This is a genomic window from Salinivibrio costicola subsp. alcaliphilus, assembly GCF_001996185.1.
GTDB classification, from domain to species: Bacteria; Pseudomonadota; Gammaproteobacteria; order Enterobacterales; family Vibrionaceae; genus Salinivibrio; species Salinivibrio costicola.
In genome coordinates this window covers 1-13,239 of sequence record NZ_MUFR01000056.1, presented here as the reverse complement: position 1 = coordinate 13,239, position 13,239 = coordinate 1, and the positions used below count along the sequence as shown (strand labels likewise).

Genomic DNA, 13,239 nt, shown 5'->3' with positions numbered 1-13,239 from the left:
GCATCAGGTGCTAAGGTCGGACTCAGCATCACCAAACTCACCGGAACAGAGGTAGCTAACCTCAACTCCAGGAGAGATACAAGGTCGGACAAGCGCCAGCACAATGCCAACCATTATCACGATGTGTGCCGCGCGCCTCCGACATCGGCGGTCAAATATTGGCACCGATGTTAAATTTGGCGCCAATCGTGACAGGCGCCCGTTGGCAATGTACATATATCCAACAATGTGCCGGGGCTTGTGTCATCGACGCCAATGGCGCCTTTGGATTACTTTACTTGCTTGGCTTCTTCGCTAATACGTGTGATGAGCTCGGACGATTGGGTTTGATGTTTGAGTACGATATCAACGGTGAAAGGAAGCGTCGGTTGCTCGAGTTTATCTTGTATTATTGCAAGATCATTGAGGGTTAATGTGTTGCCCTCAAGCATGATGTCGATATCGGAATTATCTCTAAATGTGCCGGTTGCGCGAGAGCCAAAGATCCAGGCGTGTTGGACGCCAGGGTGGCTGAATACCATATCCTGGAGCAGTTGAAATTGATGCGGTTTTAACCCCATCTCCATCAGCAACGTGGCATTATTGCCCACTTTTATTCTCCAAATAACGCATTATCTCGACAATAACAGGTGCGTAATGTTTGACGATCAGTCTTTGTGCCTCAAGGGCATTTTTTTCATCGTAGGTATGCGAAAGCAAGTTTCGCTTTACTAGCGCGTCAAGCAAGGTTTCACACTGATCTGACGACAGATGGTTGGCTTCTAACGCTGTGCGAATAACACTGCGCGGCGATGCAACATCAAACCCTTCATAGCTTAATAAGTCTTTTAAGGTTTTCCACATGAGCTCAAAAGTAAACTCAAACGTTTGTACGAGGCCTGCCAGCTCAAGTTCATTATAGCTTTCTTGTCCGCAAGCGTTTTCAAGCCGACGTTGTGCTTTAATTAGGTTTTGAAGTCGAAGTTGCCAGCGCTCTAGGTGTGTATCCGTCATTTTCACCTCGTTGCAGGGTTAAGGAGTCGATCCCCGAATTGTGCCATACGCCTATACAACCACCGATATATAAACCAGGCGTAGGTCGGCATAAGCACCAGCACAGTGCCAATAAGTATCACAATGTGGGCCGCGCGCCATCCGACATCGGCGGTTAAATTTGGCGTCGATCGTGACTGGGGCCCGTTGACAAGGTGCACTTATCCAACATCTTGCAGAGACTTGTGTCATCGACGCCAATGGTATCATCGGCATTTAAATTATTGTTCTGCACGGGTAATAGCTCAATACAAATTCCACGAAGGATGATAACTCCCTCTTTTAACTTCACGATGAAATGAGGAATACGGCCAATCAACGACGCGCTCAACCCAACCATGTTTAACCGGATTGAAATGCACATAATCAAAATGATGCTTAAAATCTCGCTCATCCCTGATTGTATGCTCCCAAAACCGATCTTGCCATACCATCCCTTTTCCTGTAACGAGTCGCTTATCAATTCGCGACACACTTTTAGTAAATAGCTTCTTTATCTCGCGCCACCTTGTTGAATAATCTGAGTCATTGTTGGGAAGCGTCCAAATAGCATGTAAATGATCAGGTAAAACGACCCAAGCATCGATTTGAAAAGGACGAGACGCTTTGACGGTTGCCACCGCTGAACGCAGTAACTTTATATGCTCCGTGAGCAATTGCATCTCTCTGTCGTGTAGATTTACCGTAAAAAAATACGTGCCACCATGTGCATAATTTCTCCGATACCGCATTCCAGGCTCTCTTTTGCCACCTTCACATACGCTCAGGTGATGCGAAGCTAAAACAGGAATCAAGTTTCATTACAATAAATTAGGAGTCAGCCGCGAAACATGATTGAAGGCGTTCGTTACACGGCGGCGATGGTGATATTCGCCCACATCATCACCGAATATGAAGTCATACGAGGTTGGATAAGCGCCAGCACGATGTGAATATCTGAATCTCGTGCCTCGGTGCAACTGGCGCCATCTGACCCCCGTATACCTGCTCTCCCTGCGTGATACCAATCATCTCATAAGCGTTCAGCCCTCCCTGTGAGAAATGGCCGGAAATAATTTGACATATATTTGACTGTCTGATGACAGATCGATAATCTGCGTGTTCGCTTTTTTAGACGAAAAGAATAATAAACTGGCTAGAAACAATGATCTATTTACAGAACCATAAGCCAATTGGCAGCGGACAGACGCGAGACTGCTACCTACATCCCCACGACCCAACAAAGTGCATTAAAATCATGAAAGCCAACCAGCCGAGTGATGTGAATGCAAGGGAGTGGGACTATTATCAGTATCTAATCAAGAAGCATGTAGATACCAGCCATTTACCGCAATGTTATGGATTTATCGATACAGATTTAGGCGCAGGATTAGTCTTTGATTTTGTTGGCAATAGCGAAAATGAAACCTTTTTAAGCTTGCTGGAGAAGGGCAAGCTATCTCGAGAAAAGGCATCAAAGACCTTTAATGAGCTACAACAGTATCTGAAGGAGACGAATATCTGCTTTATTGATACAAACCTTAATAATGTCATTATTCAGTCGAATCAGTTTTTTATCATTGACGGCATTGTTCCCCCTAAAGAAAAACGCGCTTGGCTATATCAAAAGGTACCACTAATCAGTTGTTGGCGAACGCAAAAGTCGCTTAAGCCCGCCAAAAGAAAGCTTGAAAAGCTGCTCAACGGCGAGTCATTGGATAATACGGAATGTAGTGATACTGAAACCGCATGAGTCAACCAGTGTCCCATTGGCAACTTGCACATACCCAATAACACGCTGGAGCTTTTTTCGTCGCCTAATGCATCACCAAAACATAAACTAGGCGTAGGTCGGACAAGCGCCAGCACTATGTTAACTTGAGCCTCGGTCTAGCCTGCGCGCCTCCGACATCATGGTCAAATTTGACAACGATCGTGACAGGCGCCCGTTGGCAATGTGCACATACCCAACACCGTGCCGAGTCTTGTGTCATCTACGCCAATGGAATCATCGATATATAAATCAGGCGTAGGTCGGCATAAGCGCCAGCACAGTGCCAATAAGTATCACAATGTGGGCCGCGCGCCATCCGACATCGGCGGTTAAATTTGGCGCCGAACGTGACAAGCGCCCGTTTACAATGTGCTCGTATCTAACACAGTGCTGGGGCTTGTATCATCGTCGCCAATGATACCTCTGGCTGTTTACTCCGCATCTTCCGCCAGTGCCGCGCCGTGGTGGGTGAGGCCACACAACATTGTTGGTATGGCGTTGAAGATTTCCTCAAACTGTGCCAACTCTTCTGCGCCTTGCGCTTCCATGGTAGAAAGGGCAGTTTCTGGATCGTAAAGCAAGCTGATGGAAAGCACCACGCCACCGAGTAGGGCATTGCCATCGGTGTTTTCCGGCATCAATGTTTCCCAATCATCACGGGTGAGGCTCCAGCCTTGCAACAAGCCTTCGGCGAAATCGCGCGTGGCTTGGTTGACAATTTCGGCGTCATCCAACAAACACCCTTCCGGCCACTGCCAATTTTTTTCCAACAGCTGTTGGCGCTGCGCATTCCAAATATCGACAATCAGGTTCGCGTACTGCTCAAACTGCTCATGGTTTTCAAATGGTGCTTGCTCGTCACCCCCCCACATTACGGGGAGCCACTCACTGGGGCTAATGACATGGGGCGCGGCCGCCATGGCGGTCACCACACCACGGGTTTGCATTTCGTTAAGCAGTTGCGCGCTATCAGCATGTTGGATAAGGAATTCGGATAAAGTCATCAGGCTCTCATTCGTATTCGATTTGTGTGCTGAGTTTAACAGCTTTCATGCTCACTTGCTTCCAGCTGATGTTATCCATATGGATGCGACTGGTGATGGAATAGCCATTTAAACGCAAACCTATCACCAACAACTTGACCGCAAAGCAGCAACTCTCTATAGTACGCCCCGTTAACGCGACAGCGGGGTTATAAGCCACCCAGTGTAAATGTCGTTTAACACACAATATGGTGAGGTGTCCGAGTGGCTGAAGGAGCACGCCTGGAAAGCGTGTATACGGCAACGTATCGAGGGTTCGAATCCCTCTCTCACCGCCATCATTAAAAAAACCGCCCTCGTGGCGGTTTTTTGCTATTTGGTCTTTTGCGCAGCATCTAATGCGTTTTGGTACGGCACCTTTCAATCCCTATCATGCTTCGTAAGTAGCGATCTCAGCGTATCGGAAGAAGAGGGGAGCAGGCCAACCTGTAAACCAAATGGTTTGAATACCTTATTGAGAACCTCCGTATTGTAGCTGCCCCGATCATTCTCGATATCGGAGAGTGTTTTTCTTGAGATGCCAACAAGTTTTGCGAACACATCCTGCTTAAGCCCCAGAATAGTTACACGCAAGTTTTTTAACGCTTGGCCTTGGGTTAACTCACCAAACAATAGGCGTTTGATGATTTTGTTCGCTTCGGTTTTACGCTCTGCGGCACTGACAGCCAGGGTGTTTTTTGAGGCTTTCGATCGCGTCGGCGGGTTACATTGCGGTTGGTCGTTGATCGAATGAGCGGTCTCTCCCTCTTTTGTGCTCTCTTGTTGGCTGCGGTTTGCCCTCAGGCGAGCGACCACATCTTGTACAGACTCTTTATGACTTGACTTATTCATAAAAGCCCCCAGTTGGCGAGCTTTTGTGATAGATGATTAAATCCAATCGCTGGCATCTCCAAGATTTGTTCGGGAACGCCTCGCAACGCTAGCCGCTGTTTAAGATCAATGCATTTGCTTGCCGTCACCTTTAACTCTTTTAATAAGACGTCCTTCGGCACCAGATCAGAGAGGGTGTCCGCGATAGCGACAAAATCATACGTTCCGCCAACTTCGAGCGGCGCTTTCCATTTTGTGGTTCTTGGAATGCCTTCAGGATCCGCTTTCATCGGTGCGAAGTCGTAAACAGGCGCGAGCTTGATGACGCCATCAGCTTTTAAGAATGACGTGTTTCTGCCGTGGTTGTCACTATTGCCAAATAAAATGTTGAGAAGGTCTCTTTTCACCCACTCAATCACAAATTCTTGAGAGTTAAATATATACCCTTGGTCTTGAACCGTATGGCTGTTAGTGATTTTCTCGATGAGCGTTCGGATGGTGGTTTCGTGATCAAGGGTAACGCCAGCACTTTTGTTCAACATGGAATACACAGATTCCATACCCAACCTTTCTATTTGTTGGTGACTGACTTGAACATCAAATCGAGGGAGCCACAAAGAGGGGTAGCTTAAACCTTCTTCCAAGCGCATACCGTCGATAGGGATCGTTTCGACACCCATTTCAGTTAGCTCATGATAATAGTGGAACTCCGCCCTTAGAATGTTGCAGTCGATAGGGCTTCGCGAACCTCTAGGGTACTTGACCAAATAATGGGCGTCGTGGTTATGGTTGTCATCTTGGTATATATCGATCCATATTTTTTCGCGCCCCGCGTGATGATCGAAACCACAACGTAGGACAAGTTTGGGGGCTTCACCGCCAGCGCCCGTTGCTCCACCTGCGGCTGCGCCTCTTTGCTGCGCATAGTCGAGGAAATCACCCGCTCTATTTTTGACATCATCAACAGAGAAGTAGAGATTATCTGCCACGTCGTAGCGCTCAGGAAGGGAGTCTTTTATCCTTAGATTGCCAATTGGCGACATGGTACCAAATTTGAGCAAAATATAATTTTGTTCATCGACGCTAAGATCTTCAATATCCAAGTATTTAACCCAATACCGTCGGCTAGCGCCGCTCGGCATAATATCGTCGAGAAACCGTAACCATCCGGGCTTGCCCATATCATCAAAAAAGAATGAAACAGGGTGGTTGATTGAAACGGCATGGCAGTCATCTTGGTCATGGTGCGCCAATGCATAGTCACTGAGGTAGTGGAGCTCCGTCACTCGAAAGTTATGTTGGTGACTTTTAGGGAAAGATATTGTACCAACATCTGTCCACTCTCCTTTGATAAACGCTTGCACGGTGAGCGCTTCCATCGACCATTCCTCTGTATATATATGAGTAAAAAGTTACTCGCAAAGTGCACTTTTTTCAAGTTAAGAGTAAATCATTACTCATTAATAGAAGTTAAAACACTTTATGAGTAATATTTTACTCATGAAGTGTGCGGCGTGTGTGAAGATGTCGCTCACCAAACGATTACCTTCAAAAAACCATTCCCATCCTCACAGCAATTGCCCAAGTTGCTTTTATCCCTTATCTAAAAACGCTAACCTAGTCGCAGTTAAATTTGAGATATAAGCAATAAAGCATGGAATGGATGAAGTGGGCCGCGTATTGGCGTAACTGTTTAGCGGATGCTGACAGCACCAAGGGTGTTTTTAAGCGTAAGGAGTTGGCACAAAAGCGTAACATCTCCTTGTCCTCATTAAGAGAAGGCCGTCTTAAAGCAGAAGAAAATGACGCTGAACTATTCAAAGACGAAAAGGCGGAGACCGTTGCAGTTAAAGCCCATATATGGACGTTTGCGTTTACCAAACAGAACAAAATAGAGCACGGCAAACAAAAAACAAGTTACTTGCCGGATCATATTGCGCCGATCATTTGTCCTGTATGGATAACGCGATCGGGCCGGCTTTATCCCGTGTCTGCTCCTTTTGTTACGCGCGACACCCTTGCTCCTCAGCATCAAGACGTGATTACCGTATCAACCGTTGAGCAGGTCGATCACTTTTTATCTAACGCATCTATAAAATGTTTAACCGATTCTGACGTCGCGGAAATTGAGCGCACAGATCCCGAACAGCATACGTCGATATGGAATCAGGCCTATCACACGGCGCGCGACTTATACGCCTCAGCCTGCCAAGCTTACCTAGACGAAAGGGGCTTTAAAGACTTGTATGAAGTGTCCCCCGACGGTGCTTATCTAGAAAAAATTGAAACGTCAGGTAGCGCGTTTCACATTATCAATGCTTACGATTTAATGCGTGAAAACAAGCCGACGTTGCCGTTACTCAACACCTATGCAACTTACACATGCAGTAGCAGACAGTCATGCGAAGATTACACCACGTCGATAAGCACGAGGATTGCGCATTCCGGTGAGGCGTTTCCCTTAGCCGATGCTCAGCGTGATGCCCTGACCAGCACCCTAGATATTGAATCAGCAAATATGCTGGCTATTAATGGTCCGCCTGGGACAGGAAAAACCACCTTTGTGCTCTCGACCGTGGCTTCACTGTGGGCTAAAGCGGCGCTAGAAGAAAGTGAGCCCCCTATTATTGTCGCTGCTTCCACCAATAACCAAGCGGTTACTAATATTATCGAGGCATTTGGTAAAGATTTCGGTGAAGGCGAGGGTGCCATGTCAGGGCGATGGCTTCCCGATGTAAAAAGCTATGGTGGCTACCTACCAGCCAAATCAAAACAAAAAGAAGCGGATCAGTTTTATCAGACCGATGCGTTTTATAATGGCCTAGAAAATCGGGATACACTTTACAAAGCCACACATTATTTTATCGATAAAGCGCGCCATGCCTTTCCTAACGTGACCTTAAGTGATGAGCCTAAAAAGGCGCTAAAGGAAATTAAACAGCAATTGCATGAGCAGCTGCAAATAGCGATAAGCCAGCTGAAACAGGTTCAGCATGACTGGCATGGCTACGACAAGCAGCGGCAATTTTATGACCAGCAATTAGGTAGCGATCCGGCAGCAATAATAGTAGCGCATGAAGCAGAATTAGCCGACCATCAAAGTGCCTACCAGACACTAAAGAACAGCCTTAATCAATGGCGTTATTTTGTATCACAAGAATCCCTGGTTGAGTCGACCCTCGCTTTTTTACCCGCAGTAAAAAGAAAGCGTCAAGCAAGCCATGCGCACTTTATTGACACCCAGCTTTGCGACGTTGCACGAGCCTTGTATCGAAAACAGGATGATACTGAGTTTGAATCTGCCCTTCAGTTAGCACTCGCTGAGCAGAAAAAACAGCGAGACGCGAAAAAGCACCATCTTGATACGCTATATGACTGTCAGCAGCAATACCTGAGTCATCAGCAACAGTGGGTTGACACCTGTCATACGTTGTTTGAAACATATAGTGCTCAGTCTCCGTGTGACGAAAATCAAATACCCGATATTGATACGATCGATAAATGGCTAGATACCCATATCCGTTTTTTGATTTTCCGCCTAACTGTCCATTATTGGGAAGTGAGATGGTTATTAGCCTGTTATGCGCTGGGGCAAAACCTAGATAGCCAAGCGCAAAAAAATGGCGAAAAGGCCTGCTTGTCTCGTTGGCGCCGGCGCATGATGCTGACGCCATGCATTGTCTCGACTTTTCACGCCCTGCCATCTCACATGACGATAAAACGTCATAGCGCTGGGGACTTTATTACCGACTACTTGTTCAACAGTATTGATTGGTTGATCGTTGATGAGGCTGGGCAGGTCTCTCCTGAAGTAGCGGGAGCCAGCATGGCCTTTGCTAAACGGGCGCTAGTGATAGGGGACACACAACAAATCCAACCAGTACGTTCGCTCTCTTCCGTGGTTGATCAAGGCAACCTATTTAATGCTGGCTTAACCGAGCTTGCGAATGATTATGAAGAAACCGAAGAAATAGCACGCCTAGTCACTCATGGCAGTGTCATGCATGTGGCGCAGCAAGCGAGTCATGTGCACTATCACCCTGATGCAGAGCCTGGGATGTTACTGCGAGAGCACCGACGTTGCTACGACGATATCATCGAATACTGTAATCGACTCTGTTACAACGGCTTACTCTTACCCAAGCGAGGGCCTGCCGAATACACAGACGATCAAAATAACAATGGTTTTCCAGCATTGGGCTATGCCCATGTCGATGGTGCCGCGACCCGGCATGCGGGAAGCACCTCGAACCGTGTTGAAGCAATAGCGATTGCCAATTGGCTTCGTGATAACCGTGAGCAAATAGAAGCGCAATTTGGTACGCCATTAGAACAGGCGGTCGGAGTTGTCACCCCCTTTAAAGCGCAGGTCAACGCCATAAAAGAAGCGTGCCAAGATAACGGCATTCCCTGTGATGGAGACGAAAAAATGACAGTGGGCACCGTGCATTCGTTGCAAGGCGCAGAAAGGAAACTAGTGATTTTTTCTCATGTGTACAGTCGCCATCAAGATGGACAGTTTATAGATACAGATGCCACCATGCTTAACGTGGCGGTGTCACGCGCGAAAGACAGCTTTATTGTTTTTGCTGACATGCAAACACTCACTCACGCTCGCTTAGGGTCGCCACGCCAAGTGCTGGCCGATATGCTGCTATGGCGTGATAACAATGCGCTGGTGGTCGAGCCAGTTGAAAGGCCTGATCTATTGCGCTACAGCGATAAACCTAAAACCCTAAGGAATGCGCAAGAACATGATCATTTCCTCCACACTCTGCTAGAGCATGCCGAATCGCGGATTGATATTGTATCACCTTGGTTGCAGGCAAAAACGTTACAAGAAACGGCATTAGATACCGCGATGCAACAAGCCACCCAGCGTGGCGTGAAGGTCACGATTTATACCGATAGGCACTTTAATACCACACATAACAACCGCCACGATCCACAAAAGCAGCAACAACTGGAGCAATGTATTGAGCACCTACATGCGATCAACATTGACGTTCACATCGTCGATGGGGTGCACAGCAAAATAGTGATGGCCGATGACAGCCACATGGCGGTGGGCTCATATAATTGGCTCAGTGCGGCAAGAAAAGGGCGGTACTGCAACCTGGAAACATCGCTGTATTACTCGGGGCCGTTGCAAAAAGAGTGTCAAGCCAACGTAAACATACTGGTGCCAGAATCGACAGGCAACCCCATGCCCGCGTGACGAAATGTTGTGCAAATCCCTAACAAAGAAGCGCGATTTGAAGCAAAATGGGGCAAAATAACTGCCGCGCACTTTTGCAACCCGAGTGCAAACGCTATGATACGCGCAATCTAAATGTTCGTGCATGATGAGCAGGGCACCACGCTCGACGGCGAGAACGCCAAGGGCCAACGAATAGCTAATAGCCAAAAAAGAAATAATAGGGATAATAGAGTGAGCGATAAACAGCAACCCGTACAGTCTCAATATGTGGCGCCGCCATATTTTCAACAGCCCCACGATGATGAAATTGACCTCAGAGAGCTCTTTGCGGCCTTGTGGCAGGGTAAGTTCACCATTATTGCTTGCACTGTGGTTTTTGCGTTAGCGGCGGTCGCTTATGCGCTCATGGCACAAGAGTGGTGGTCGAGCAAAGCTGAAATAGGCACGCCCAATGTCACCAATGTGGCAGCGTTCCAGCAGCAGGTAAACCAATATCAGCCTATTTTTTCTTATGAAGGTGAAAATGGCCGCAGCCAAAACGAGCAATTGACTGCCTTAAGTGATCGCGAACAGATATTCACACGGTTTATCAATCTGTTTAATGCCACCGAAAGCAAATTGGCGTTTTTTGCGCAAAACGAAGAATTCCAGCGTATCAAAGCGAGTTTCGATGCTGAAGATGCAACGATGGAAGAGAATGATCTTGCTGGACGTCGCTTTTATCAAGACTGGTTAGAGCGGTTTAACATAGAGAGAGACAAGCAAACGGAAACGGTTGTTTTATCAGCGCAATCTATAACGCCTAACAGCAGCTATACGTTACTGACGGCCTATATTGAATTTGTTAATCAAAAACTAAACGCGCAACTTAACCAAGACTTAGCTGCCGTAGTCCGGATTGAAACACAATCTTTACAGCAGCAGAAAAAGAGTTTAAATGCTCAGGCACAAACAGCGCTTAAACAAGAAATTGAACGTACCCAGCACGCACTTACCATTGCCAAAGCGGCGAATGTGAATGCCCCCTTGCAATCACTGGGCGAGCAAGATCTCTTCCCCATCCAAATGGGTGCCAGCGCGATCGAAGCGAAACTCAATGTATTAAAAAGCCTCAAGGATCCAAGTGTGCTTGAGCCACAGCTAAGTCCACTGATGGCTAAGTTAGATACCCTGAATACGATAGAGCGCAGTGATGTGCAAGTACAACCCTATAGTGTGCTAGAAAACCCAGCCACGCCCCTTAACCGCGACAAGCCCAAACGCGCGTTAATTGCGGTATTAGGCACCTTACTCGGCGGCATGCTCGGCGTTGCCATTGTATTAGTCCGCTTCGCCTTCAAGCGAGATTAAGTTAAGAGCGAAGAGCAGTTCCTAGGTCCTAGGGGCTTAGTATTCCGTAATCGGTATTCGGGAATTGGAATACGGAGCGCTTCGCTTACGGAGTATGGAAAGAGACGAGACGCTTCGCTTCTAGAGGCTGGAGACTAGGAAGAGCTCAGAGCGGGCCCTAGGATGTTTTCTAGCCTCTAGCCTTTCCACGTGATAGCATTTTTCCAGACATTACTTAAGGAAAATCCGATGAAAATTGCCGTTGCTGGAACAGGTTACGTCGGCCTGTCGAACGCCATGCTACTGGCGCAACATAACGAAGTGGTCGCACTCGACATAGTGGAAGAAAAGGTCAACTTGCTTAACAACCAGCAATCACCGATTGTCGATGCCGAAATAGAGCAATTTTTAGTGGAAAAACCACTGAACTTTACCGCCACTATGGATAAAGAGCAGGCCTACCAAGGCGCTGACTTTGTGGTGATTGCCACCCCCACAGACTACGATCCCGAAACCAACTACTTTAATACCAGCTCGGTCGAATCGGTGATTAAAGATGTGATGGCGATTAACCCAGATGCGGTGATGGTGATCAAATCGACGGTACCAGTGGGCTATACTGAGCATATTAAGCAACAAATGCGTTGCGAAAACATTCTCTTCTCACCCGAATTTTTGCGCGAAGGCAAAGCGCTTTACGATAACTTATATCCATCACGAATCATTGTTGGTGAGCAATCCGAGCGCGCGCGCCAGTTCGCCACGCTGTTACAACAAGGTGCAGTCAAATCGGGTATCTCGGTCTTGTTCACCCACTCCACTGAAGCTGAAGCGGTGAAACTCTTCTCCAACACCTACTTGGCGATGCGGGTCGCTTATTTTAACGAGCTGGACAGCTACGCCGAATCCCACGGTTTAGACGCGCGCCAGATCATTGAAGGGGTAGGGCTAGACCCTCGCATTGGCGATCACTACAACAACCCCTCCTTTGGCTACGGCGGTTACTGCCTGCCAAAAGACACCCGTCAACTATTGGCCAATTACCAAGACGTGCCCAATAACATCATTCAAGCCATCGTTGATGCCAACACCACCCGCAAAGACTTTATTGCCAACGCCATTATCAACCGCGAACCCAAAGTAGTGGGCGTCTATCGCTTAGTGATGAAATCCGGCTCAGACAACTTCCGTGCCTCGGCCATCCAAGGGATCATGAAACGCATTAAAGCCAAAGGCATTGACGTAGTGGTATATGAGCCCGTGCTCGAAGAAGACACCTTCTTTAACTCAGACGTCATCAAAGATTTGGATACCTTCAAACAACGCGCTGATGTGATCGTTGCCAACCGCATGGTCGACGAGATCCGAGATGTAGAAAGCAAAGTCTACACCCGCGATTTGTTTGGGGCTGATTGATGAAAGAGTGAGGGCCTAGGATCCTAGGCCCATTGGCGTAGGTGAATATTTGACCGCCAATGTCCGATGGCGCCGTGCAACGGGCGCGCGGCGGAAATCACACCAAGCTTGCGCGATCGAGAAGGCGCTTATGCCGACCTACGCGTACTTTAACCTCGATGGTGCCATTGGCGTAGGTGACACAAGCCCCGGGACATTGTTGGATAAGTGCACATTGTCAACGGGCGCCTGTCACGTTTGGCTCCAAATTTAACACCGGCGCCAACTTTGATCTTAATGTCGGATGGCGCGCGGCCCACATTGTGATAATGATTGGCATTGTGCTGGCGCTTATGCCGACCTACGCCTGGTTTATATATCGGTGGTAATATTTAATTTCGATGATCCCATTGGCGTAGGTGACACAAGCCCCAGCACGATGATGGGTATGTGCACATTGTAAACGGGCGCCTGTCACGCGGGGTCAATATTTGGCTCCGATGTCTGATGGCGCCGTGCAACGGGCACCACGGCTATCCGCGCGCGTGATCCCTTCTGTTATCCGTTCTTGCACGCACTTCACAGTTTAGCCAGTGCTAACCTAACGATGACAACAAACCTATCCAAAAATCTGGTCTCTTCAGTAGAATACACCGCCATGGTTCTTGATTGGTGGA

General features: G+C 47.7%; 10 protein-coding genes and 1 tRNA gene. 5 read left to right on the top strand and 6 right to left on the bottom strand.

From position 1 onward, the window contains the following. Positions 1-269: 269 nt before the first annotated feature. From BZJ21_RS14185 to BZJ21_RS14175, 3 genes are all read right to left on the bottom strand, one after another. Entirely contained in the window at positions 270-590 is a 321-nt protein-coding gene (locus BZJ21_RS14185) for a nucleotidyltransferase family protein (protein WP_394329763.1), read from the bottom strand. Continuing rightward, positions 580-993: an HI0074 family nucleotidyltransferase substrate-binding subunit gene (locus BZJ21_RS14180; protein ID WP_077670117.1), complete on the bottom strand. Its 414-nt coding sequence runs from the start codon at positions 991-993 to the stop codon at positions 580-582. Before BZJ21_RS14180 ends, BZJ21_RS14185 begins: the two co-directional genes overlap by 11 nt. Positions 994-1,277: 284 nt before the next feature. After that, positions 1,278-1,763, bottom strand: coding sequence for an REP-associated tyrosine transposase (locus BZJ21_RS14175; protein ID WP_077670116.1), 486 nt, complete (start codon positions 1,761-1,763; stop codon positions 1,278-1,280). 413 nt (positions 1,764-2,176) lie between these two features. Between BZJ21_RS14175 and BZJ21_RS14170 the strand changes: the two genes are divergently transcribed. Continuing rightward, a complete protein-coding gene (locus BZJ21_RS14170; protein WP_077670115.1) occupies positions 2,177-2,764 on the top strand; it encodes a YrbL family protein in 588 nt (195 codons plus the stop codon). A 452-nt stretch (positions 2,765-3,216) separates the two neighbouring features. Here BZJ21_RS14170 and BZJ21_RS14165 read toward each other — a convergent pair whose 3' ends face one another. Next, on the bottom strand, positions 3,217-3,789 hold the full coding sequence (locus BZJ21_RS14165) for a UPF0149 family protein (protein WP_077670114.1): 573 nt from the start codon (positions 3,787-3,789) through the stop codon (positions 3,217-3,219). A gap of 229 nt (positions 3,790-4,018) precedes the next feature. Between BZJ21_RS14165 and BZJ21_RS14160 the strand changes: the two genes are divergently transcribed. Beyond that, positions 4,019-4,106, top strand: a tRNA-Ser gene (locus tag BZJ21_RS14160). A gap of 82 nt (positions 4,107-4,188) precedes the next feature. Here the strand turns inward: BZJ21_RS14160 and BZJ21_RS14155 are convergent. Both BZJ21_RS14155 and BZJ21_RS14150 read right to left on the bottom strand, forming a co-directional pair. After that, on the bottom strand, positions 4,189-4,659 hold the full coding sequence (locus BZJ21_RS14155) for a helix-turn-helix transcriptional regulator (protein ID WP_077670113.1): 471 nt from the start codon (positions 4,657-4,659) through the stop codon (positions 4,189-4,191). Beyond that, entirely contained in the window at positions 4,656-6,017 is a 1,362-nt protein-coding gene (locus tag BZJ21_RS14150; protein ID WP_077670112.1) for a type II toxin-antitoxin system HipA family toxin, read from the bottom strand. Before BZJ21_RS14150 ends, BZJ21_RS14155 begins: the two co-directional genes overlap by 4 nt. Positions 6,018-6,292: 275 nt before the next feature. Between BZJ21_RS14150 and BZJ21_RS14145 the strand changes: the two genes are divergently transcribed. The 3 genes from BZJ21_RS14145 (at position 6,293) to BZJ21_RS14135 (ending at position 12,583) form a co-directional block, all read left to right on the top strand. After that, the gene (locus BZJ21_RS14145; protein ID WP_077670111.1) at positions 6,293-9,856 is read left to right on the top strand and encodes an AAA domain-containing protein; all 3,564 of its coding nucleotides are present in this window, start codon (positions 6,293-6,295) and stop codon (positions 9,854-9,856) included. A gap of 213 nt (positions 9,857-10,069) precedes the next feature. Further along, entirely contained in the window at positions 10,070-11,188 is a 1,119-nt protein-coding gene (locus tag BZJ21_RS14140) for an LPS O-antigen chain length determinant protein WzzB (RefSeq protein WP_158075542.1), read from the top strand. A 228-nt stretch (positions 11,189-11,416) separates the two neighbouring features. Continuing rightward, on the top strand, positions 11,417-12,583 hold the full coding sequence (locus BZJ21_RS14135) for a nucleotide sugar dehydrogenase (protein WP_077670109.1): 1,167 nt from the start codon (positions 11,417-11,419) through the stop codon (positions 12,581-12,583). Positions 12,584-13,239 lie beyond the last annotated feature (656 nt).

Bases quoted from the DNA above. Each gene is read 5' to 3' on its own strand.
- BZJ21_RS14180 (WP_077670117.1), bottom strand. From the start codon at position 993: ATGACGGATACACACCTAGAGCGCTGGCAACTTCGACTTCAAAACCTA.
- BZJ21_RS14175 (WP_077670116.1), bottom strand. From the start codon at position 1,763: ATGCGGTATCGGAGAAATTATGCACATGGTGGCACGTATTTTTTTACG.
- BZJ21_RS14170 (WP_077670115.1), top strand. From the start codon at position 2,177: ATGATCTATTTACAGAACCATAAGCCAATTGGCAGCGGACAGACGCGA.
- BZJ21_RS14165 (WP_077670114.1), bottom strand. From the start codon at position 3,789: ATGACTTTATCCGAATTCCTTATCCAACATGCTGATAGCGCGCAACTG.
- BZJ21_RS14155 (WP_077670113.1), bottom strand. From the start codon at position 4,659: ATGAATAAGTCAAGTCATAAAGAGTCTGTACAAGATGTGGTCGCTCGC.
- BZJ21_RS14150 (WP_077670112.1), bottom strand. From the start codon at position 6,017: ATGGAAGCGCTCACCGTGCAAGCGTTTATCAAAGGAGAGTGGACAGAT.
- BZJ21_RS14145 (WP_077670111.1), top strand. From the start codon at position 6,293: ATGGAATGGATGAAGTGGGCCGCGTATTGGCGTAACTGTTTAGCGGAT.
- BZJ21_RS14135 (WP_077670109.1), top strand. From the start codon at position 11,417: ATGAAAATTGCCGTTGCTGGAACAGGTTACGTCGGCCTGTCGAACGCC.